The 20849-nt window shown below is 64.6% G+C and carries 20 protein-coding genes and 1 pseudogene; 12 read left to right on the top strand and 9 right to left on the bottom strand.

The window, feature by feature from the left end; translation table 11 throughout:
• The 5 genes from rpoB to rplK form a co-directional block, all read right to left on the bottom strand.
• Window positions 1-2230 (bottom strand): DNA-directed RNA polymerase subunit beta (gene rpoB / locus GSQ89_RS39030; protein ID WP_254073086.1); only part of this gene is annotated, 2230 nt, incomplete at its 3' end.
• Window positions 2231-2414: 184 nt separating this feature from the next.
• Window positions 2415-2789: a 50S ribosomal protein L7/L12 gene (gene rplL / locus GSQ89_RS05440; RefSeq protein ID WP_158922801.1), complete on the bottom strand. Its 375-nt coding sequence runs from the start codon at window positions 2787-2789 to the stop codon at window positions 2415-2417.
• Window positions 2790-2990: 201 nt separating this feature from the next.
• Entirely contained in the window at window positions 2991-3521 is a 531-nt protein-coding gene (gene rplJ / locus GSQ89_RS05435) for a 50S ribosomal protein L10 (protein WP_158922799.1), read from the bottom strand.
• Between the two features lie 338 nt (window positions 3522-3859).
• Window positions 3860-4552 carry a 50S ribosomal protein L1 gene (rplA, locus tag GSQ89_RS05430; RefSeq protein WP_158922796.1) on the bottom strand — a complete coding sequence of 231 codons (693 nt, stop codon included), beginning with the start codon at window positions 4550-4552 and terminating at the stop codon, window positions 3860-3862.
• A 3-nt stretch (window positions 4553-4555) separates the two neighbouring features.
• Window positions 4556-4990: a 50S ribosomal protein L11 gene (gene rplK / locus GSQ89_RS05425; protein ID WP_158922794.1), complete on the bottom strand. Its 435-nt coding sequence runs from the start codon at window positions 4988-4990 to the stop codon at window positions 4556-4558.
• Window positions 4991-5244: 254 nt separating this feature from the next.
• Here rplK and GSQ89_RS05420 point away from each other — a divergent pair, with 254 nt between their 5' ends.
• From GSQ89_RS05420 to GSQ89_RS05410, 3 genes are all read left to right on the top strand, one after another.
• Complete coding sequence (locus tag GSQ89_RS05420) at window positions 5245-5712, top strand: hypothetical protein (protein WP_158922792.1); 468 nt, start codon at window positions 5245-5247, stop codon at window positions 5710-5712.
• A gap of 68 nt (window positions 5713-5780) precedes the next feature.
• Window positions 5781-6554 carry a GDSL-type esterase/lipase family protein gene (locus GSQ89_RS05415; protein WP_158922790.1) on the top strand — a complete coding sequence of 258 codons (774 nt, stop codon included), beginning with the start codon at window positions 5781-5783 and terminating at the stop codon, window positions 6552-6554.
• A 17-nt stretch (window positions 6555-6571) separates the two neighbouring features.
• Window positions 6572-6877, top strand: a complete 306-nt coding sequence (locus GSQ89_RS05410; protein WP_158922788.1) for a DUF1330 domain-containing protein — start codon at window positions 6572-6574, stop codon at window positions 6875-6877.
• Window positions 6878-6945: 68 nt separating this feature from the next.
• Here GSQ89_RS05410 and GSQ89_RS05405 read toward each other — a convergent pair whose 3' ends face one another.
• Window positions 6946-7824, bottom strand: a complete 879-nt coding sequence (locus GSQ89_RS05405; protein WP_158922786.1) for a peptidylprolyl isomerase — start codon at window positions 7822-7824, stop codon at window positions 6946-6948.
• Between the two features lie 356 nt (window positions 7825-8180).
• Here GSQ89_RS05405 and GSQ89_RS05400 point away from each other — a divergent pair, with 356 nt between their 5' ends.
• Entirely contained in the window at window positions 8181-10073 is a 1893-nt protein-coding gene (locus tag GSQ89_RS05400; protein WP_158922784.1) for an ATP-binding protein, read from the top strand.
• 77 nt (window positions 10074-10150) lie between these two features.
• A complete protein-coding gene (locus GSQ89_RS05395; RefSeq protein WP_371734212.1) occupies window positions 10151-10600 on the top strand; it encodes an SgcJ/EcaC family oxidoreductase in 450 nt (149 codons plus the stop codon).
• Between the two features lie 55 nt (window positions 10601-10655).
• Here the strand turns inward: GSQ89_RS05395 and GSQ89_RS05390 are convergent, their stop codons facing one another.
• The gene (locus tag GSQ89_RS05390; RefSeq protein WP_158922780.1) at window positions 10656-11528 is read right to left on the bottom strand and encodes an NAD(P)-dependent oxidoreductase; all 873 of its coding nucleotides are present in this window, start codon (window positions 11526-11528) and stop codon (window positions 10656-10658) included.
• 106 nt (window positions 11529-11634) lie between these two features.
• On the opposite strand from GSQ89_RS05390, the gene GSQ89_RS05385 reads away from it, so the two are divergent.
• The gene (locus GSQ89_RS05385) at window positions 11635-12402 is read left to right on the top strand and encodes a xanthine dehydrogenase family protein subunit M (protein ID WP_158922778.1); all 768 of its coding nucleotides are present in this window, start codon (window positions 11635-11637) and stop codon (window positions 12400-12402) included.
• Window positions 12399-12866, top strand: coding sequence for a (2Fe-2S)-binding protein (locus tag GSQ89_RS05380; RefSeq protein ID WP_158922776.1), 468 nt, complete (start codon window positions 12399-12401; stop codon window positions 12864-12866). Before GSQ89_RS05385 ends, GSQ89_RS05380 begins: the two co-directional genes overlap by 4 nt.
• A 5-nt stretch (window positions 12867-12871) precedes the next feature.
• Here GSQ89_RS05380 and GSQ89_RS05375 read toward each other — a convergent pair whose 3' ends face one another.
• Window positions 12872-14404 (bottom strand): DHA2 family efflux MFS transporter permease subunit, encoded by a 1533-nt coding sequence (locus GSQ89_RS05375; protein ID WP_158922774.1) that lies wholly within the window; start codon window positions 14402-14404, stop codon window positions 12872-12874.
• A 145-nt stretch (window positions 14405-14549) separates the two neighbouring features.
• On the opposite strand from GSQ89_RS05375, the gene GSQ89_RS05370 reads away from it, so the two are divergent.
• Both GSQ89_RS05370 and GSQ89_RS05365 read left to right on the top strand, forming a co-directional pair.
• Window positions 14550-16922, top strand: a complete 2373-nt coding sequence (locus GSQ89_RS05370; protein ID WP_158922772.1) for a xanthine dehydrogenase family protein molybdopterin-binding subunit — start codon at window positions 14550-14552, stop codon at window positions 16920-16922.
• A 121-nt stretch (window positions 16923-17043) separates the two neighbouring features.
• Window positions 17044-17433, top strand: a complete 390-nt coding sequence (locus GSQ89_RS05365; RefSeq protein ID WP_158922770.1) for a hypothetical protein — start codon at window positions 17044-17046, stop codon at window positions 17431-17433.
• A 101-nt stretch (window positions 17434-17534) separates the two neighbouring features.
• Here the strand turns inward: GSQ89_RS05365 and GSQ89_RS05360 are convergent, their stop codons facing one another.
• Entirely contained in the window at window positions 17535-18011 is a 477-nt protein-coding gene (locus GSQ89_RS05360; RefSeq protein ID WP_254073084.1) for a metal-dependent hydrolase, read from the bottom strand.
• Between the two features lie 159 nt (window positions 18012-18170).
• On the opposite strand from GSQ89_RS05360, the gene GSQ89_RS05355 reads away from it, so the two are divergent.
• The 3 genes and pseudogenes from GSQ89_RS05355 to GSQ89_RS05345 all read left to right on the top strand — a co-directional run.
• Window positions 18171-19703, top strand: coding sequence for a benzoate-CoA ligase family protein (locus GSQ89_RS05355; RefSeq protein ID WP_158922766.1), 1533 nt, complete (start codon window positions 18171-18173; stop codon window positions 19701-19703).
• Entirely contained in the window at window positions 19703-20644 is a 942-nt protein-coding gene (locus GSQ89_RS05350; protein ID WP_158922764.1) for an alpha/beta fold hydrolase, read from the top strand. Before GSQ89_RS05355 ends, GSQ89_RS05350 begins: the two co-directional genes overlap by 1 nt.
• Window positions 20641-20849: pseudogene (locus tag GSQ89_RS05345) on the top strand (benzoyl-CoA-dihydrodiol lyase); the annotation flags it as partial. The gene GSQ89_RS05350 and the pseudogene GSQ89_RS05345, both read left to right, overlap by 4 nt.

Below are 20849 nucleotides of genomic sequence, written 5' to 3'. Positions count from 1 at the left end.
CGACCGCCGCTTCCATCCCCGTCCCGACCAACGGCGCGTCCGCCCTGATCAGCGGCACGGCCTGCCGCTGCATGTTGGACCCCATCAGCGCTCGGTTTGCGTCATCGTTCTCCAGGAACGGGATTAGCGCCGCGGCGACGGACACCAACTGCTTCGGCGAGACGTCGATCGCGGTCACGTCTTCCGGCTTCACCAGCCGGAAATCGCCCTGCTTGCGCACCGAGACCAGGTCCTGGGTGAACTTTCCGCCCGTATCCATCGGCGCGTCGGCCTGCGCAACGACGAGGCGCTCTTCCTCCATGGCGGAGAGATAGCGGGCGCCCTGCTGCACCACGCCGTCCTTGACCAACATGTACGGCGTTTCGATGAAGCCGTACTTGTTGACCTTGGCGTAGGTCGCCAGCGAGTTGATCAGACCGATGTTCGGGCCTTCCGGCGTCTCGATCGGGCAGATGCGGCCGTAATGCGTCGGGTGCACGTCGCGCACCTCGAAGCCGGCGCGCTCGCGCGTCAGACCGCCCGGCCCAAGCGCCGACAGGCGGCGCTTATGCGTCACTTCCGACAGCGGGTTGGTCTGGTCCATGAACTGGCTGAGCTGCGACGACCCGAAGAACTCACGGACGGCGGCGGCGGCCGGCTTGGCGTTGATCAGGTCGTGCGGCATGACGGTGTCGATATCGACGGAGCCCATGCGCTCGCGGATGGCGCGCTCCATACGGAGCAGGCCGATGCGGTACTGGTTCTCCATCAGCTCGCCGACCGACCGGACGCGGCGGTTGCCGAGGTTGTCGATGTCGTCGATCTGGCCGCGGCCGTCCTTCAAGTCGCACAGCGTCTTGACCGTCTTCAGCAGGTCGTCCTTGCGCAGCACGCGCTGGGTGTCCGGCGCATCGGTGATGTTCAGCCGCATGTTCATCTTCACCCGGCCGACGGCGGACAGGTCGTAGCGGTCGCCGTCGAAGAACAGGCCACGGAACAAGGCTTCCGCCGTCTCCGGGGTCGGCGGCTCGCCAGGGCGCATGACGCGGTAAATGTCGATCAGCGCGTCGTCGCGGTTGGTGTTCTTGTCCACCGCCAGGGTGTTGCGAATCCACGGGCCGTTCGACTGATCGACCGCCAGCGTCGGCAGGCTGGTGATTCCGGCCTCCTCCAGCGCGGCGAGACGCGCCTCGGCCAGTTCCTCACCGGCTTCGGCGTAGATCTCACCGGTTTCCGGGTTGACCAGGTCTTCCGCCATGTAGCGGCCAAGCAGATCGGCGCGCCCGACCAGGACTTCCTTGGTGTTTTCGGCGATCTTGCGGGCCTGGCGAGCGGTCAGCTTGGCCTCGGCCTCGGCCACGACCTCACCGGTGGCGGCGTCGACCAGCGGTTCCAGCAGTTTCACACCGCGGAACGCGTCGGGATCGAACGGCCGAGCCCAGCCCTTCGGCGTGTGGTCGAACACCACCTTGGTGTAGAAGTGGTTCAGGATTTCTTCCTGGTCCTGCCCGCGAATCTCCGACGGATCAAGCGTCTCGCCTTTGGCCTCACGCGCCGCGCGCAACTGTTCGGTCGCGTCGCTCTCCAGCGCATACAGCAGCGTTGTCACCGGCAGCTTCCGCTTGCGGTCGATGCGGACGTAGACCAGATCCTTGCTGTCGAACTCGAAATCGAGCCACGAGCCGCGATACGGGATGACACGGGCGGCGAACAGGTATTTGCCGGACGAGTGGGTCTTGCCTTTGTCGTGATCGAAGAACACGCCGGGCGACCGGTGCATCTGCGACACGATCACCCGTTCGGTGCCATTGATGATGAACGTGCCGTTGTCGGTCATCAGCGGCATGTCGCCCATGTAGACGGGCTGCTCCTTGATGTCGCGGATCGACCGGGCGCCGGTGTCCTCATCCACGTCCCATACGATCAGGCGCAGGATCACCTTCAGCGGCGCCGCGAACGTCATGCCGCGCTGAATGCATTCCTCAACGTCGTATTTCGGTTCTTCCAACTCATAATAGACGAATTCCAGCCGGCCGCGGCCGGCGAAATCGTCGATCGGGAACACCGATTTGAACACTTCCTGCAGCCCGGACTGGGTGCGATTGTCGGGACGCACGACCATTTGCAGGAACGCCTCGTAGCTGGCGCGCTGCACATCGATCAGGTTCGGCATCGGAGCCACTTCCGGGATCCGGCCGAAGCTTTTGCGGATGCGCTTACGCCCAGTAAAGGACCGTGTGATCGCGTTCATCGATGACCCACCTTACCGTTAACCTGACTTTCCGCACCGCCGGTCAGACCGGAAGGCACGGGTAAACTTGCCGCCGAAACAGGAACGCGGGCGGAAATCGGCTGATTTCCACCCGCCCCTGGACCAAAGACCTTGGCGTCTCGGCGGAGACACCAGGCCGAAGCAAAGTTCGTGAAGCGAAGCGTTACTTCACCTCCACGCTCGCGCCGGCGTCTTCCAGCATCTTCTTGATCTTCGCCACTTCGTCCTTGCCAACGCCTTCCTTCACCGGCTTCGGCGCGGCCTCGACCAGGTCCTTGGCTTCCTTCAGCCCGAGGCCCGTGATCGTGCGGACTTCCTTAATGACGTTGATCTTCTTGTCACCGGCCTTGGCCAGGATGACGGTGAATTCGGTCTGCTCTTCCACCGGGGCGGCAGCGGCGGCGGCAGGCGCGGCAGCGGCGGCGACCGGGGCAGCGGCGGACACGCCCCACTTCTCCTCGAGAAGCTTGGACAGTTCGGCGGCTTCGAGAACCGTCAGTTTCGACAGCTCTTCCACCAGGTTGTTCAGATCGGCCATGTCGTGTGTTCCTATAATCTAGACTTTGGTTGGTTCCATGCAAGCCGGATCATCCGGCCTGCCGTCAGGTATGCGTCGCGGGCAGCCCTTCGTGTTTGATCGCGTGATTCACGCCCTCTGGCCTTCGGCCTCAGGCGATCACGCCTCTCTGTTTGATCGCGTGATTCACGCCTTCTGGCCTTCGGCCTCAGGCGATCACGCTCAGGCAGCCTCGGCTTCGACCTCATCCCTCTTGGCGTAGGCCCCGAAGACCCGAGCAAGTTGTCCAGCCGGAGCCTGCAGGATGCCGGCGATTCGCGTTGCAGGGGTCGAAATCATCCCCAGCAGGCTGGCGCGCAGCTCATTCAGGCTCGGCAGCGAGGCGAGCGCCTTGATCCCATCCGCATCCAGCGTCTGGGTTCCAAGCGCGCCGCCGACGACGACGAACTTCTCATTGGTCTTGGCGAAGTCGACAGCGGTCTTCGCCACGGCTACCGGGTCCGTCGCCCACGCGAGCGCGATCGGTCCCTTCAGCATTGACTTGATACTGTCGAACTGGGTCCCATCCAGAGCGAGGTTGGTCAGCCGGTTCTTCGCGACTTTGTAAGTTGCCCCCGCGGCCCCCATCTTGCGTCTGAGGTCGGTCACCTCGGCGACGGTCAGACCCGCATTGCGGGTCACGACAATCATCGAAGTGGCGCCCAGCGCCTGATTAAGCCCGGTGACGAACTCGCGCTTCTCCGTACGGTCCACGTTTCGTCTCCGTTCGACCCACCGTCCCGCAACGTGCGGCAGGGCGGGTCAGGTTGCCCAAAGATGACGTCCCCCGGGCCAGGCCCGCGATGTCATCCAATTCGCCTGTCCTGGAACCACCAAAGACCCAACCAGGGCTTTTGGCATCCCCATCTCCCGCGCGCGAACCCCGAGGGGTCCATTAAATCTTGCCCCGGCGAACCGAGGCGAAGAGACGTGCGGTCTTGGACAGGATCGGAAAAGCCACTGCCCGGACTAACTCCGGGGACAGGAACCTTCCCTGCCCGCCACCCCCGAAGGGCTGGCGTATTACCCACCGGTCCCGAAGGACCGGCGCATCACACCGCCAGCGAACTCACATCGACCCGCACGCCGGGCCCCATGGTCGAGCTGACCGAAACTTTCTGCACATAGGTGCCCTTGGCGCCCGTCGGCTTTGCCTTGACGATCGCGTCGGCCAGGGCTTTGGCGTTCTCCAGCAGCTTGTCAGCCTCGAACGACACCTTCCCGATACCGGCGTGAATAATCCCGGCCTTCTCGGCGCGGAATTCGACCTGGCCGCCCTTGGCAGCGGTGACGGCGCCCTTGACGTCCATGGTGACAGTGCCGAGACGCGGGTTCGGCATCAGGCCGCGCGGCCCAAGGATTTTGCCCAGCCGTCCGACGATGCCCATCATGTCCGGGGTTGCGATGCAGCGGTCGAAGTTGATCTCGCCGGCCTGCACCTTCTCCATCAGGTCCTCGGAGCCCACCACGTCGGCACCAGCCGCGAGGGCCTCATCGGCCTTGGCGCCGCGGGCGAACACGCCCACGCGGACGGTCTTGCCGGTACCGTTGGGCAGATTGGTCAGGCCGCGCACCATCTGGTCGGCGTGCCGCGGATCGATCCCGAGGTTCATCGACATCTCAATGGTTTCGTCGAACTTCGCCTTGGAAATCGACTTCACCAGCGCGATGGCATCGGCCAGCGGGTAGGATTTGGTGCTGTCAACGGCCTTCTGGGCCGTCGCGAGACGCTTGTTCTTGGCCATGGTTCAACCCTCCACCACGGTGAGGCCCATCGAGCGGGCGGAACCAGTCAACATGCGAACCGCGCCATCGATATCGTTGGCGTTCATGTCCACCATCTTGATCGCCGCAATTTCGCGCAACTGCGTGGTCGTCACACGGCCGGCGGAGGCGCCCTTTCCGACGGTCGGGCTGCCCTTGGTGATCCCGGCGGCCTTCTTCAGGAAATAGGTGTTCGGCGGCGTCTTCATGACGAAGCTGAAGCTGCGGTCGGCGAACGCGGTGATGACCACCGGGATCGGCATACCGGGCTCCATGGTCTGCGTCCGGGCGTTGAATTCCTTCACGAACTGCATGATGTTCAGGCCGCGCTGACCCAGTGCCGGACCGACGGGCGGTGACGGGTTGGCCTTGCCAGCCGGAATTTGCAGCTTGATGTAGCCGACGATCTTCTTCGCCATGTGATCCCTGGTCCTTGTCCACGGGACCGCGGTGCAAACGACCCGGACCGCCACGGGGCGGCCAACGGTCTCCCGCGTTCCAAAGAGGCGCGCATATAGGCGCCGCCCGGTCCCCTGTCCAGCGGAAAACGCGGGCAGCTTCCTCGGCCAGGCTCCGCCCATGCCATGCATTTGGTGCAGTGCAGGATTGACGGACCTCGCGCTTAGGTGAAGATGCCGTCAAACACGAGCGTTTTCTGGAGGAGCGGGCGACCGTGACACGATTACCGACCCGAATTTTCCTGGGTTGCATTGCCGGCGCAATTTCGGTGCTGGTGTTCCATCAGACCACCTTACAGTTGTTTTATTGGTGCAGCCTGGCGCCGCAGGCGGCTTTCCGGGTCGCTGTCGTACCGCCATTCAACGCACCGTTGGTGGTCAGCATCACCTTCTGGGGCGCGGTCTATGGCGGATTGTTCGGCTGGGCCTCGCCCCTTCTGCCGCGGCCTGTGCTGCTGAAGGCATTGATGGCCGGGGTGTTCGCCGTGCTGATGGGCTGGTTCGTCATCCGGCCGCTCGCCGGGCATCCGGTGGCGTTGGGCTGGCGGGTCGGACCGATGCTGCGGTCCGCCGCCGCTTGCGGCATGTGGGGACTCGGCGTCACGCTGATCCTGCCGATGCTGCTGCCGCGTGGCTTGAACCGCGCCCGGCAGGCCTGGGATCGCCACCATCTTGCGACGTGACGCCTAGTCGGCGTCTAGTCCCGCCGCCCTGGCTCCCCGTCAGGACGAACAACGGGACAGTTTGAAACATGGTTTTTCGGCGTTGGATTTTTCTTGGGCTGGCCCTCGCGGTGGCCATTCCGGCGGTGGGCAGCGCCCGCACCATCCTGGCGGCCATACCGATCGGCCGAACCGACCTGCCCTGGTGGCGGGAACGGCACGAAGCGAAACTGCGCGAACTGGCGCATGCGAAACCGGAACTGATCTTCCTGGGCGACTCGATCACCCAGGACTGGGAGCGATCCGGCCCGCCTGAATGGCAGGATTTCGCGCCGGTCTGGCAGCGATTCTACGGCGATCGGCACGCGGTGAACCTCGGGTTCAAGGGCGACACCACCGCCAGCCTGATCTGGCGCATCCGCAACGGCGAAGTATCCGGGATTTCCCCCAAGGCCGCGGTGGTGCTGATCGGCGCGAACAACATGGGCCGGCCGCATTGGTCGGCCGATGACACGGTCGCCGGAATCGACGTTATCATAAGTGAGCTGAGGAAGCGGTTGCCAGCGACCAAAATCCTGTTGCTAGGCGTGCTGCCGTCCGAACGCTCGGCGTGGATCACCGAGACGACGGGACAGATCAACCGGATGCTGGCGAAGCGCTACAAGGACGATCCGTCGGTGTCGTACCTCGACCTGACGGCGCTGTTCATGCGCAACGGCGTGCTGAACCGGGACCTGTTCCTGGATCCGAAGCTGACGCCGCCGGACCCGCCGCTGCACCCCACGGCGCAAGGGCAGGCAATGATGGCGAAGGCGATGGAGCCGGTGCTGGCGAACATGCTGGGCGACCGGCCGCATTCATAAACCGCAAGGAGGACATCATGGCGAAAGGATATTGGGTGGCCAGGGTCGATGTGAGCGACCCGGCCGGCTACCAGGAATACGTCGCGGCCAACGCGGCGGCGTTCGCGAAATACGGCGCGCGGTTCATCGTCCGCGGCGGCCGGTTCGAGGCGCCGGAAGGGGTGGCTCGGTCGCGCAACATCGTGCTGGAGTTCAAGGACTACGAAACCGCGGTGGCCTGCTATCACTCCGCCGAATACGTGGCGGCGAAGGCGCTGCGGGACGGACGGTCGGAGGCGGATCTGCTGATCATCGAGGGGTATGACGGGCCGCAGCCCGGGTAGCGCCTCGTGGCAATCACCACAGGCAACGTGGCGAACCTCGGAGCAAACCCCGAGGGGCGGCCGGCCGCTTAAGGCATCTTGTCCGCCGCCTTCTTGCCGGTCAGGCCGTAGTACTTCACGGGGGCATCCTTGACGGCTTCGCGCATCAGCTCCGGCGCCCCGGCGTGAATGATGTCCTGCTGCAACGCGTCCCGCGCCGCCGCGAAGGTCGGTGCCGAGGGCTGGCGACGTCCCTCGACGCGCACGATGAACCAGGCATTGTGACTTCTGATCGGATAGGCCGTGGTTTGGCCGGGCGCCAGGGCGAACATCACCGATCCGATCTCTGGGGCCAGCATATCCAGCCTGACGTACCCAAGCTCCCCGCCGTTCGCCGCGGTGCCGTCCTTGCTGAAATCCCGCGCCAGGGCGCCGAAATCGGCCCCGCCCTGCAGCCGCTGGATCAGCGTGTTGGCCTGTTCCTCCGAGTCCACCATGATCAGCCTGGCCTCCACTTCCTCGGGGGCCGGCTTGTTCGCGACCAGGGCGTTGTAAGTGCCCAGCAGGGCCTTGTCGGTGAGGTTGGGGGCGAGCGACCGGCGCAGGACCTCGGTTGCCATGGCCTGGTCGGCGGCATTCTGCATGCGCCGCCGCACGGCCGGGTCTTTCTCCAACCCGGCGCGTTCTCCGCGCAGCACCAGGGCCTCCTGCTCCACGAGTTGCATCGCCGTTCGCTGATACACCACCGGGAACGGCACGTTGCCGACGATTGGCGGCAAGGCACGGATCGCGTCCGCGACGTCGCCCCAGGTGATCGTGTGCGGGCCAACCTCCGCAACGACGGTGTTCGCGGACCGATCGAGCACGGCCAAGGCAGCATCAAGCGCGAGGTCGGACTTGATATCCGGAGGCTGAAGTCCGCCCACTCCGGGGACCGCGGTTTGCGCGATGGCGGGGGCCGCCACCATGACGGCAGCCAGGATCAGGAGCCCTCGAACCCTTGAACGCACGTCAGCGTACGGCACCGTCTATACCTCGATGAATGGCCGGCGATGTCCAGCCGATCGGCTTTTGTTGTCGCACGCGGCACGCTACGCCAGGCCGATCGATCGGATTTCGCGCAACGAGCGCGAATTACCGCGTCCGAGCATCGGGCCGCAAGCCGCGAAACGATTCCCGCTTTCAGCACTGAAGCGCGGCGGTTCGCGGGGCCGCACCACGGCCATCCCGCGTATGTCCGCTCACGATGTAATCGTTTTGAGAGATTCCCTAGTACATTCCCTGGGATTAAACGTCATGACGATCCCACGGACCGTGCGCTGAAATGCTTTCCATCCACCTTCCGACACTCTTCGCCTTCACCATGCTGCAATCCGTTTGCCTCGGCGGACTGTTGGTTTGGCTGTGGCGGCGCGATCGCAGCCAACCGGCCCTGGCCAGTTGGGGAGTAGGCCGTCTGATCGGCGGAGTGGCACTGCCGCTGCTGGCAGCACGCGGCGCCATTCCAGACTGGAGTTCGATCGACCTCTCCAACGCCCTCGTCTGCGTCGGTTACGGGCTGACCTGGGGAGGTGCCCGGCAGTTCGAGGGCCTGCGCGCCAGACCGGTCGGCGTGATAGCCGGTGCGGTGGTGTGGCTGATCGCCTGCCGGATCCCCGGTTTTGTCGGCAGCCTTCAGGCACGCGTGACATTGCTCGGTCTTATCGTGGCCGCCTACATCGTCGCCGCCGCCTTCGAATTCCACCGCGGTCAGTTACGGTCGCCCCTGCCGTCTCGCCCGATCGTAATGCTGCTGCTGGCCGCCGTCGCGGTTATCTATGCGAGTTGCGGTCCGCTCGCGGTTGTCTTTCCCCTCAAGGAGAACGGCGCCGGCCTGCCGACGTCGCTGTGGTTCGGGGCACTCGTCAGCCTTGGCGTCGTGCTGATGGCCGGCACCAGCATCCTGCTGGTGGCCCTTACCAAGGAACAGGCGGAACTGCGATCGACCACCGCCCTTGCCGCCGCGCGCGATATCGCCACCAACGCCAGCGAACAGAAGACCCGCTTCCTCGCCCGGATGAGCCACGAACTTCGCACGCCGCTGAACGGTATCCTGGGCCTCGCGCAGGTGCTGGCCAACGACCGGGAGCAGGGTGAGCGTCAGCGCAACCAGGCCGCCACGCTGGAACAGGCCGGCCGGCACCTGCTGGCCATCCTGAATGAGATTCTGGATCTGTCGCGGATCGAGGCCGGAAGGCTGGCACTGTCCCCACAACCCACGACCCTCATGGAATTCCTGCAAGAGACACTTGTCTTCGTGCGGGACGACGCCGCGTCGAAACGTATTGGCCTGACCCTGCAGGCGGCAGCCGACCTGCCGGAAACGGTGCTGGCCGATCCCATGCGGCTGCGGCAGATCCTGCTCAATCTGCTGAATAATGCGTTGAAATTCACGCCCTCGGGCGGCAGCGTGACGTTGGACATCACGCGCGGCACCGGCGAGATGGTCGCCATGGCGGTCGCCGATACCGGCCCGGGCGTTCCCGAGGCGCTGCGGCCCGAATTGTTCCAGGCCTACACGCAGGGATCCGGGCACAATGCGTCCGGCGGAAGTGGCCTCGGGCTGGCGATCAGCGCACTGCTGGCGCACGCCATGGGCGGCAACCTTACTCATGCGGACGGAACAGCCGGGATCGGCAGCCGCTTCACCCTGGTACTGCCGTTGCCCGCCGTGGCACCGGTCGCGATCACGCCCGTGACCCAACCGCCTCTGGCCGCGCACGGATTGCGCATCCTGGTCGTGGATGATGTCGCGCTCAACCGCATGACGGCGCGGGCGCTGCTGCTTCACGCCGGTCATAGGGTGGAGGAAGCCGAGGACGGGCCCGCCGCGTTGTCGGCGCTCACCCACCTGCCGTTGCCGGATGTCGTGCTGATGGACCAGTCGATGCCGGGAATGGACGGCAATGCCGCGGCCAGGCGTATCCGAACGATGCCGGGGCCGGCCGGCCTGGTGCCGATCCTGGCGGTGACCGCGAATGCGCTGCCCGAGGACATCGAGGCCAGCCTGGACGCCGGCATGGACGGCCATGTGGCGAAACCGATCGAACTGAAGCTGCTGCTGGCGGCGATCGCCGGCGTCCTGGACCGGACCGCGGTTCGGCGGCTCGTTGCCGAACCCCAAGTCAAAGCCGGGTCGGATCAGTGCGTCCGATTCAGCGAACCCCATTTCCCGTAGTGCGTAGTGCGTAGTGGCCTGACCAGGACGGACAGGCTTGCCCCATTCTTCATGGGTCAACACTTACGGCCATTGGTATGAGCGGCTGCGAAGGGGATAGCCCAATGATGCATATCGCGCGACCGGAGGACGTGCCTGGGGCGTTTCAATCAGCATGGAACGCCCACGACATGGCTGCGTTTGGCGCTCTGTTCCATGGCAATGCGACCTTCGTGAACCGGTTCGCGACCTACGTGCGCGGCGTTGATGCGATCGTCGCCCTCCACCGCGGCATTCACGAGACCATCTACAAGGACTCAACGCTGGAGAATGAACTGATAGAGGTCGACCAGATCGCCGACGGGGTGGCGATCGTTCATTTCTGGAGCCGCCTGACCACGGGCATTTCCCATCCGGCCGGGCCGCACCAGGTTGATACGCTGATCCTGGCGGTGGTCACCCAAAGCCACAGCGCCTGGCGGATCCAGGCGGTCGAAAATGTCACCCTGACCAACCCCCGGACCGGAGATGTCGTTTTAAGAGTCTGAATGTCGCCAACGGACCGGCAGGCCACGCACGAAATAACGACTCCCCTTCAAGACTTCAGGTTTTCCGGTTGGTCTTCTCCAACACCGCGAACACCGCGGCGGTGTCCTGATCGCCCAGTCCTGCTTCCATCGCCGTCGTGTAGATCGGCGCACTGGCCTCGAACAGCGGCAGTGTCACACCCAGGTCACCGGCGAACGCGCCAATGATGGCCATGTCTTTCTGCCACGTCGAAACCCGCATCGTCGCCGGCGTGTAGGACCGAGCCGCCATCATCGGCGCCCGCATGTCGAACATCCGCGACGCACCCGCACCGGCCCCGGCGAGTTGCACCACCAGATCGGGATTCAGGCCGGCGGCATTCGCCAGCACCATCGCCTCGGCCGCCGCCACGTTGTGGATGGCGACCAGCAGATTGGCGACGAACTTCATCCGCGTGCCGTTGCCGTACGCCCCAATATCGTGCGCCGCTCGGGCGAAGTCCGCGAACAGCGGCATTTGCGCGGCAATAGCGGCAGTGTCGCCGCTGGCATAGACCACCAGATCCCGGTTGACCGCCTGGGCACCCGTGCCGCTGAGTGTGCAATCAAGCGCGATATGCCCCGCCGCGGCCAGCTCGTCATGCGCGGCCAGCTTATCGGCCAGCGCCATCGTGCTGGTTTCGACCACAATGCGCGGGACCGGCGTGGCGGCAATGGCCTTGGCCACAGCGGCGAGCGCATAGGGTGACGGTAGGCTGGTCAGGACCACGGGTGCCTCGGCACAGACCGAAGCGATATCAAGGCACGCAGTACCACCCGCATCGGTCAGGGCCGCCTGTTTTGCCGGTTCGATGTCGGTGCCGAACACCCGCCAACCGCGTTCGAGCAGGTTTTTCGATATCGCCCCGCCCATGATGCCGAGACCGATGATGCCAACTGTGCCGGCCATTGCGACGCCTCCGTTTCCGGCCACCGTTGCCGGCCGCATTATGATTTGCCGGCTGGTCACCTAGCCAAGACAGGGGTAACGGGCAAGCGGCCAGCAAGGGATCGGGATGAAAGCGCCGGCGTTCGATTACATCAGGGTTGCCACCGTGGCCGAAGCCTGTGCGGCGCTCGGCCAGCATGGACCGGACGCGCGGCTGCTTGCTGGGGGCCAGAGCCTTCTGCCGGCGATGAACCTGCGGCTGGCCTCGCCATCCGTGCTGATCGATATCGGCCGCATCCAGGGTCTGGACGGCATCGAAGTACACCATGACAGGCTGCGGATTGGTGCCCTCGTCCGGCACGAAACCGCGTTGCGGGACGCGACGATCGCCAGCCACGTGCCACTGCTGACCGAGGCGCTGCGCCACGTCGCCCACCCCGCCATCAGGGCGCGGGGCACGATCGGTGGCAACCTCGCACACGCCGACCCGGCCTCCGAATTGCCCGCCTGCATGGTGGCGCTGAACGCGGTGATCGAAGTGACCTCGCCGCGCGGCACACGACGCATCGCAGCCGAGGCTTTCTTCACCGGCCTGTTCCAGACCGCGCTGCAACCCGACGAGATGCTGGCAACCGTCGAAATCCCCCTCCCCACCCCTGCCTGGTTCTTCCAGGAAATCGCTCGGCGCAGCGGCGACTACGCGATTGTCGGACTGGCGGTATCGGGGGATCGGCTGGCGTTTTTCTCGGTCGCCGACAGGCCGGTGCTGCGGCAAGCAACCGCGGCGCTGGATCTTGACCCACCCGGCGACTTGCAGGCGACAGGGCCCATGCGCCGCCATCTCGCCGGCGTGCTACGCGACCGGGCGCTGTTCGCGCTGGGCGGCCGAACATGAAAATCGTGCTGACGGTGAACGACGAAACGATCCGCACCGATGTCGAGCCGCGGCTCCATCTGGGCGACTTCCTGCGCGAGCATTTGTCGCTGACCGGCACGCATCTCGGTTGCGAGCACGGCGTGTGTGGCGCCTGCACGGTGCGAATCGATGGCACTCTGGCACGTGCCTGCCTGGTATTGACAGTACAGGCGGACGGCTGCCGCGTCGAAACGATCGAGGGATTGTCCGACAGCGATGAGATCGCCGATCTACAGCAAGCATTTCATGAACGAAATGCACTGCAATGCGGCTACTGTACCCCCGGAATGCTGATCGCGGCGCAGGATCTGCTTCTGCAGGATCCCGATCCGGATCGGAACACGATACGAGAGCATTTGTCGGGGAATTACTGCCGCTGCACCGGCTACCACGCGATCGTGGATGCGGTGATGACGACGGCCAAAGGCCGGCGAGGCGAATAGGGGGCTCAATCGTCTCCCACGGCCATGGCCACCGCCTGAGGCTGGGCATGGCGGCGCATCAGCAGCAACAACAGCATGGGTGGCACGATCGTCAGCGTCATCAGGCGAAAATCGTTGTTATAGGCGATGATCTGGGCCTGCTGATTGATCATGGAATCCAGCAGCGCCGCCCCGTGCCGCGTCTCCGGGTTCAGCATGTGCGACACTTGATCGCCCATCTGCAGGACCCGGTTGAACGGCGTGATCCCCGCGGCGATCTCGGCATGCGTGGCCTGCACGCCGCGGGTCAGCGTGAAGGAGGTGACAGAAATGCCGATGGCGGACCCGATATTGCGGGCGAGCGATTGCATCGCGGTCCCCTCACCACGCATCTGCGGCGACAGGGTGGTGTACGCCATCACCGACATCGGATTGAACACCAGGCCGATGGAGAAGCCCTGCAACACCAGCGTCAGCATCATCTGCTCTTGCGTCACGTCGGGGGTCCAGTTGCTCATGTCCCACAGCGCCCAGCCCAGGACCAGCAGGCCACAGGCCATGATCTTCCGCTGGTCGACCCGCATGCCCAGCCGGCTGGCCAGGTACATCGACATGATCGTGCCCAGGCCGCGTGGCGCCATCGCCCAGCCCGCGGTGTAGACAGGGTAGCCCGCCAGGTTTTGCAGATAGGGCGCCAGCAACGCCGACGTGGACAGCATCACCGACGACACGCAGAACACCATCACCATGCCGGAACTGAAATTCCTGTCCTTGAACAGCGCGAGTGACAGGAACGGCTTGTCGGCCACGCACATGTGGACGATGAAAAGGTAGAACCCCAGCGCGGCGACCACCGCCTCCGTGATGATCTCGCGGGAGGTGAACCAGTCCAGTTCCTGGCCGCGATCCAGCATCAGTTGCAACGACCCGCATGCCATCGCCAGCATCGCGAATCCGTACCAACTGAAGCGCAGATTGTTCTGCGACGGCGTCTCCCGCATGAAGATCAGCAGGCCCAGGATCGCCAGGATGCCGAACGGCAGGTTCACGTAGAACACGAACCGCCAACTGTACGCGTCGGTCAGATACCCCCCCAGGGTCGGCCCCATGATCGGCCCCATCGTGACCCCCATGGAGAAGATCGCCATCGCCTGCGCGCGTTTGGAGAACGGGTAGATGTCCAGCATCGTCGCCTGGGACAGGGGGGCGATTGCCGCACCGCACATGCCTTGCAGCAGGCGGAAGGCGACAAGCTGATCCAGCGTTTGCGCCGCGCCACACAGCATAGAGGCAACGGTGAAGCCGATCAGGCTGCCGATGAACAGCTTCTTGCGGCCGAAACGGCGCGCCATCCAACCCACCGGCGCGGTCATGATCGCAGCGGCGATGACGTAGGAGGTCAGCACCCAGGTGATCTCATCGGCCGAAGCCGACATGCCGCCCTGCATGTAGGGCAGTGCGACATTGGCGATGGTGGAGTCCAGGGTCTGCATCAGCATCGCCAGCATCGCGGACGCGGTGATGAGGCCTCGGTGCGGAACCTGGAAAGTCTCGGACATCGGGTTATCGCCACCCTTCCTGGGTGGCTGGCGATGGGTAAGGCGGCATGATCCTGGACGGTTCTTGGTATTGCCCGCAGTGTGCGCCCGGTTTTTATATTAGGCTACATTGACGGTGGCGGACGGCCGTGGGCACGGTGTTGGCATGACCGCATTGTCCCCACTCGACCGGCCGAATTCCTATATCGGCCGCAGCGTTCCGCGGCCGAACCTGACGCGGCTGCTGCAAGGACGCGGACAATACGTCAGCGACCTGGTCCTGCCGCGCATGGTGCATGTCGCCTTCGTGCGCTCGCCGTATGCGCACGCCCGTATCCAGCGGATCGATCGGCAAGCCGCGTGCGCCATGCCGGGAGTCGTCGCGGTCGTTACCGGGCCGGAACTGGCCGCCGTGTGCTCGCCCTGGGTCGGTGTCCTGTCGCATATGAAGGGCCTGAAATCGGCGCCGCAACATGCCATCGCCGTGGATGTCGCCTGCTGGCAGGGCGAGGCGGTCGCCGCCGTCGTCGCCAGCACGCGTGCCGAAGCGGAAGACGCGGCCGAACACGTCGTCGTGGACTATGAGGAATTGGAACCGGTCACCGACATGCGCACCGCGCTGGACGCCGCCACGCCGGTGATCCATGCGTCTCTTGGCGACAACCTGGCATTCGAGCGCCGGTTGGACGCGGGTGCGGTGGACGATGCGTTCGCCCGTGCCGACGCCGTGGCCGAAACGGAGTTCGTCTTCGGCCGCCATACCGGTGTGACCCTGGAACCGCGCTCGGTGGTCGCCGACTGGCGGCCGGGTGACGACCGCCTGACCGTGTATCAGGGCACCCAGGCGCCGCACATGATCCAGAACATCGTCGCACTGCACCTGGGCCTGGCCGAACAGCAGGTTCGTGTCGTATGCAAGGATGTCGGCGGATCGTTCGGCATCAAGGTCCACGTCTATCCCGACGAAATGGCCACCGCCGCGCTGTCGAAAATGCTGCGCCGGCCGGTGAAATACGTCGCCGACCGGCTGGAAAGTTTCGTTACCGATATTCATGCGCGCGACCATCGCGTGAAAGGCCGCGTCGCCGTTCGAAACGATGGTGTGATCACGGCGTTCGAGATCGACGACCTGACCGGCATCGGTCCGTACTCGATGTATCCTCGCACCAGTGCGATCGAGGCCAATCAGGTGCTGAACCTTGTCGGCGGCCCGTACACCACACCGAATTATCGTGCCCGCACCCGCGTCGTATTCCAGAACAAGACCCCGATGTCGCAATACCGCGGCGTCGGCCACCCGATCGCCTGCTCGATTACCGAGGGTCTGGTCGATCTGGCTGCCCGCACCATCGGCATGGACCCGGTGGAAATCCGCCGGCGCAACCTGGTTCCGGACGATGCCTATCCCTGCGCGTCCCCCACCGGCATGCGGTTCGAATCGCTGTCGCATCATGCAGCCTTGGACAAGCTGCTGACGATGATGGACTACGACGCGCTACGAGCGGATCAGGCCACGTCGCGCGCGAGCGGCATCCATCGCGGTATCGGTTTCGCCAGCTTCGTCGAAGTCACCAATCCCTCCGCCGCGTTCTACGGTATTGGTGGCGCAGGCATATCGTCACAGGACGGCGTCGCGCTGCGGTTGGACGCGGCCGGAACGATTACCTGCCAGACCAGTGTGACCGAACAAGGCCAGGGTGCGGAAGCCGTGACCGCCCAGGTGGTGGCGACCGCGCTGGGGGTGAAACTGGCCGATGTGCGGGTCATGTCCGGCGACACCGACGTGACGCCGTATGGCGGCGGCACCTGGGCGTCCCGGGCCGCCGGCATCGGCGGGGAAGCGGCATGGCAGGCGGGCAAGCAGTTGCGCCGGAACATCCTGGACGTCGCGGCAAGTATTCTACAGACCCAGGCAGAGGCGATGGATATTCGCGAGAGCCGGATTGTCGATGCGGACACGCTGACCGAACGCCTGACCTTGGCAGAACTTGCTCGGATCGCGTATTTCCGCCCGGACACGCTGCCGCCCGGTTTCCAGGCCGAACTGATGGCGGTCCGGCACTATGTGCCCCGAACCTATCCGTTCGCCTTCACGAACGGTATCCAATCCAGCTACCTGGAAGTCGATCCCGACACCGGCATGGCCCGGCTGCTGGGCCATTGGGTTGTCGAAGACTGCGGAACCATCCTGAACCCGCAACTTGTCGACGAACAGATACGCGGCGGCGTGGTGCAGGGCCTGGGCGCCGCGCTGTTCGAACACTGCCGCTACGATGAGCGCGGGCAGATGCTGAACGCCAGCATGGCCGATTACCTGGTGCCGATGGCCGCCGAGATGCCCGATATCGCGGTTGGGCATATCGTGTCCCCGACCGCGGACAGCGAACTTGGCGCGAAGGGCGCGGGTGAGGCCGGGACGGCGGGTGCAGCGGCGGCGGTCGCCAATGCCGTGAACGACGCCCTGGCTCCGTTCGGGGTGACGATTTCGGAAATCCCGCTGACGCCGGACGTCATCCTGCGCGCATTGGGGCGCATTTGACCGCTCAGGCGCGTTCACTTCACAGGTTCTTGAACGCGCGGCCTTGAGACGCCTCTGGCGTTGTCGCCGTCCACCATCCACGGTTGCAGCAGAAGCGTCTGGAACCAGAGAGAGGTCCGCGATGACCCCGATGTTTTCCGCCAGCTTGCGGGTAATAGCCACTCTTGCCGCATCATGCCTGATCTTCACCTACCCCATGCCATTGCGCGCCGCGCCACCGCCGGGCGCCGATCCCGATCTGGCTCCATGGTTCAAAAGCCTGCACCAGCCGCAGACCAATCTATCGTGCTGTGACCGTTCGGACTGCCGTACGGTGCGTTACCGCATAGTGAACGGCCATTTTCAGGCTTACATCGGCGGCGAGTTCGCACGCTGGCAGGATCCGCCCTATGCCTGGGTCGATGTTCCTGACGACAACGTTCTGCACCGGCACGATAACCCCACGGGTGAGGGCGTCGCCTGCTGGGCCGGAACAAAAATCATCTGTTTCGTGGAGGGAACCGGCGCCTGAAACGACGTCCTGGCAAACATCATCGCCAGGTGAAATTTTCACCTCATTTCCCCTGAATGCCCGTGCGGAATGCCGGACCGTGCTCCGGCGGCGTCCCGGCGTCAGCCCAGCGTGTGGTGCCGCCACAGCCACCACGCAACGCCGCCGGCCATCGCCGTGACGATCAGTGGTTCCGCCGCCGAACCGGTCCGGCACAACGGCAGCCCCCACGTTCCCCGCAGCGGCCATGCGAGTCGCAGCCCTTGCGGTGTCAGCATGTCCGCCGCCAGATGGGACAAATAGCCGACCACCAAGGCCGAAACGCCACCGCGGCGATAACCGGCATGCAGCAGCAGCATCGTCAGGCCAACGACCGCGAGCGCCGAGTGGGTGATCCCGCGATGGGAAAAAGTCGAGGCAATAGCTGTCGAAACAGGCCGCGTACGCCGCCCAACCCATGATTTCGGATGGTCGATGTCGGGCAGCAGCGACCCAGCCACCGCCAGGCCAAGATAAATCGGGTCCAGCGCCGACACATGCAACACGGGCGCCACGACGATCCACGTCGCGAGGCCGACAACGACGTGTGACCGAGCCATCATCCGGTCCGGCTACAACGGGCCTGGCAGATTCGGCAAGACGCTTAGCTCTTCCATTCCCCGGCAAAACATGCAATATAGTGCATAAACCGAGCCCAAAGGCTTGGATGACGGTCGCCGGGTTCCCTTAACGGCGACAACAGGAGGCGGCGTACTCACATGGAATCAGGCAACGCTGTCAGTTGGTTCGTTGACCGGCATGTGCCGGATGGCAACGGTGCGCGCCTCGCGTTCCGCGACCCCTGGCGTTCGCTGACCTACCACGATCTCGCAGCCCAGACTGCTCGTTTTGCCGGTGCATTGCACAAGGCGGGCGTGGAGCGGGAGCGGCGGGTCGTCCTGCTGCTGCAGGATACGATCGATTTTCCCATCGCCTTTTGGGGCACGATGCGCGCGGGCGCCGTGCCGGTGCCGATCAACACGCTGCTGACGGCGGAGACGGTCGGCTACATCCTGGCGGATTGCCGGGCGGCGGCCGTGGTGATCTCTGCACCGTTGGTGGAGACATTGGGCGCGACCGTGCGCGCGGCCGGTGTCGCGCTGGTCGTCGTGTCGAAATCAGACGGGTCGGCGCCGGAGGAACATGGGTTCCCGGCGTTCCTGGCGAGCGGTGATCCAGATACGGCGCCGGCGCCGGCCTCGCCGGATGAAGTGGCGTTCTGGCTTTACTCGTCGGGCTCGACCGGTGCGCCGAAGGGGGTTCGGCATATTCATTCCAGCCTGCGTTACACGGCGGAGACCTATGGCGCGAAAGTGCTGGGGATCGGTCCGGACGATGTCATGTTCTCGGCGGCCAAGGCGTTCCATGCCTATGGGCTGGGCAATAGTCTTACATTTCCGATGTCGGTGGCGGCGGCGTCCGTTCTTCTGCCGGACCGGCCGACGCCCGACGCGGTGCTGGCGATGATGCGAACGCATAATCCGACGCTGTTCGGTGGCGTTCCGACATTGTACGCGGGGTTGCTCGCCAATCCTTATATCGCGCCGGGGGCCGGGTCGTCGCGTCTGCGCCGCTGTATCTCCGCCGGTGAGGCGCTGCCCGCGGATATCGGCAGCCGTTGGAAATCCGTTGTGGGTGTCGATATCCTGGATGGAATCGGCTCGACCGAGATGCTGCATATTTTCATCAGCAACCATCCAGACGACGTCCGTTACGGCAGCAGCGGCAAGCCCGTGCCCGGGTATGACGCGCGCATCGTGGACGAGCACGACCGTCCGGTGCCGCACGGGGAACCCGGGGAACTGGTGGTGCGCGGCGACAGCGCCGCTGATGGGTACTGGAACCAGCGCGCCAAGTCCCGGCGGACGTTCCAGGGCGAATGGACCTACACCGGCGACACTTATACTCGCGACGCGGACGGTTATTTCCGCTTCCAGGGACGCAGTGACGAGATGCTGAAGGTTAGTGGCGTGTGGGTGTCTCCGTTTGAGGTCGAGGAAGCCCTGATCTCCCATCCCGCCGTGCTGGAGGCGGCGGTGATTGGGCGGCAGGACCGGGATGGGCTGGTGAAGCCGAAAGCGTTCGTCATTTTGCGTGATGGTTTGCCCTCGGACACTCTGGTGATGGCGCTGCAGGATCATGTGAAAATTTGTATTGGCGTTTGGAAATATCCGCGCTGGATTGAGTTTGTCGACAGTCTGCCGAAGACGGCGACGGGGAAAATTCAGCGCTTCCGGCTGCGGGAGGTTTGATGCGGTCTGGTTTCCTTCAGATCGATGGCGGGACGCTGGAGACCGGCTGGTGGGGGCCGGGACCGGCTGACGCCTCGACGCTGGTGCTGCTGCATGAAGGATTAGGCAGCGTGGCGCTGTGGCGCGATGTGCCGGAGCGTCTGGCGGCGGCAACCGGTTTGGGTGTGTTTGCTTACTCGCGGTTTGGCTATGGGCATTCGGACGGTGTGACGCTGCCTCGGCCGATGACGTATATGCAGGATGAGGCACTTGTGGTGCTGCCCCAGGTGCTGCGTACGGCCGGGATCCAGCGGGCGGTGCTGATTGGCCATTCCGATGGCGGGTCGATCGCGGCGGTGTACGCGGGGTCGGTCGCTGTGTCCTCACCCCCCGCGTCTTCGCCCCCCATGTCATGGCCCCCGGTGTCATGGCCGGGCTTGGCCCGGCCATCCACGTCTTACGATGTTGCATCCGGCAAAGTCGTGGGTAGCCGGGCCAAGCCCGGCTATGACACGGGGGGCGAGGACTTTCAGCCCACCCTTCTTGGCCTGATCACCATAGCCGCGCATTTCTTTGTCGAGGACCTGAATATCGCCAGTATCCAGCGGATCAAGGCGGACTACGAAACCGGCACCCTGCGCCAGCGCCTCGCCCGGTATCACCGCGACGTCGATACCGCGTTCCGGGGCTGGAACAACGCCTGGCTGGACCCACGGTTCCGGGACTTCGACATCACCCGGTTCCTGCCACACATCCACGTGCCGATCCTGGCCTTGCAAGGTCAGGACGATCCCTACGGCACCGACGAGCAGATTCGCACCCTGGAAGCCAACGTCCAGGCGCCGATCACAACCCAACTGATCGCCGGAGCCAGGCATTCACCGCACCTGGAGGCCATGGACGCGACCCTGGCCGCCATCACCGCCTTCATCGCCAATTTGCCGCGGGAACCATCCACGTGATCGATTTCCAAACCGACCCGACCCGCTATCGCCATTGGAAGATGTCTTTCGATGGCCCCGTCGCGACCTTGACCATGGACGTCGATCCAGCCGGCGGGCTGATGGACGGGTACGAACTGAAACTGAATTCGTACGATCTAGGCGTCGATATCGAACTCGCGGACGCGGTGCAGCGGCTGCGGTTCGAGCACCCGGAAATCAAGAC

Source organism: Acidisphaera sp. S103 (genome assembly GCF_009765975.1).
Lineage (GTDB): Bacteria > Pseudomonadota > Alphaproteobacteria > Acetobacterales > Acetobacteraceae > Rhodopila.
The sequence above is the reverse complement of the archived record's forward strand: the minus strand, read 5'-3'. Positions and strand labels throughout refer to the sequence as shown.

What these genes read in the sequence shown, in the direction of transcription:
- rplL (WP_158922801.1), bottom strand. Translation starts at nt 2,789, where the DNA reads ATGGCCGATCTGAACAACCTGGTGGAAGAGCTGTCGAAACTGACGGTT.
- rplA (WP_158922796.1), bottom strand. Translation starts at nt 4,552, where the DNA reads ATGGCCAAGAACAAGCGTCTCGCGACGGCCCAGAAGGCCGTTGACAGC.
- rplK (WP_158922794.1), bottom strand. Translation starts at nt 4,990, where the DNA reads ATGGCGAAGAAGATCGTCGGCTACATCAAGCTGCAAATTCCGGCTGGC.
- GSQ89_RS05415 (WP_158922790.1), top strand. Translation starts at nt 5,781, where the DNA reads ATGGTTTTTCGGCGTTGGATTTTTCTTGGGCTGGCCCTCGCGGTGGCC.
- GSQ89_RS05410 (WP_158922788.1), top strand. Translation starts at nt 6,572, where the DNA reads ATGGCGAAAGGATATTGGGTGGCCAGGGTCGATGTGAGCGACCCGGCC.
- GSQ89_RS05405 (WP_158922786.1), bottom strand. Translation starts at nt 7,824, where the DNA reads ATGGTGGCGGCCCCCGCCATCGCGCAAACCGCGGTCCCCGGAGTGGGC.
- GSQ89_RS05400 (WP_158922784.1), top strand. Translation starts at nt 8,181, where the DNA reads ATGCTTTCCATCCACCTTCCGACACTCTTCGCCTTCACCATGCTGCAA.
- GSQ89_RS05395 (WP_371734212.1), top strand. Translation starts at nt 10,151, where the DNA reads ATGAGCGGCTGCGAAGGGGATAGCCCAATGATGCATATCGCGCGACCG.
- GSQ89_RS05390 (WP_158922780.1), bottom strand. Translation starts at nt 11,528, where the DNA reads ATGGCCGGCACAGTTGGCATCATCGGTCTCGGCATCATGGGCGGGGCG.
- GSQ89_RS05385 (WP_158922778.1), top strand. Translation starts at nt 11,635, where the DNA reads ATGAAAGCGCCGGCGTTCGATTACATCAGGGTTGCCACCGTGGCCGAA.
- GSQ89_RS05380 (WP_158922776.1), top strand. Translation starts at nt 12,399, where the DNA reads ATGAAAATCGTGCTGACGGTGAACGACGAAACGATCCGCACCGATGTC.
- GSQ89_RS05375 (WP_158922774.1), bottom strand. Translation starts at nt 14,404, where the DNA reads ATGTCCGAGACTTTCCAGGTTCCGCACCGAGGCCTCATCACCGCGTCC.
- GSQ89_RS05370 (WP_158922772.1), top strand. Translation starts at nt 14,550, where the DNA reads ATGACCGCATTGTCCCCACTCGACCGGCCGAATTCCTATATCGGCCGC.
- GSQ89_RS05365 (WP_158922770.1), top strand. Translation starts at nt 17,044, where the DNA reads ATGACCCCGATGTTTTCCGCCAGCTTGCGGGTAATAGCCACTCTTGCC.
- GSQ89_RS05360 (WP_254073084.1), bottom strand. Translation starts at nt 18,011, where the DNA reads ATGGCTCGGTCACACGTCGTTGTCGGCCTCGCGACGTGGATCGTCGTG.
- GSQ89_RS05355 (WP_158922766.1), top strand. Translation starts at nt 18,171, where the DNA reads ATGGAATCAGGCAACGCTGTCAGTTGGTTCGTTGACCGGCATGTGCCG.
- GSQ89_RS05350 (WP_158922764.1), top strand. Translation starts at nt 19,703, where the DNA reads ATGCGGTCTGGTTTCCTTCAGATCGATGGCGGGACGCTGGAGACCGGC.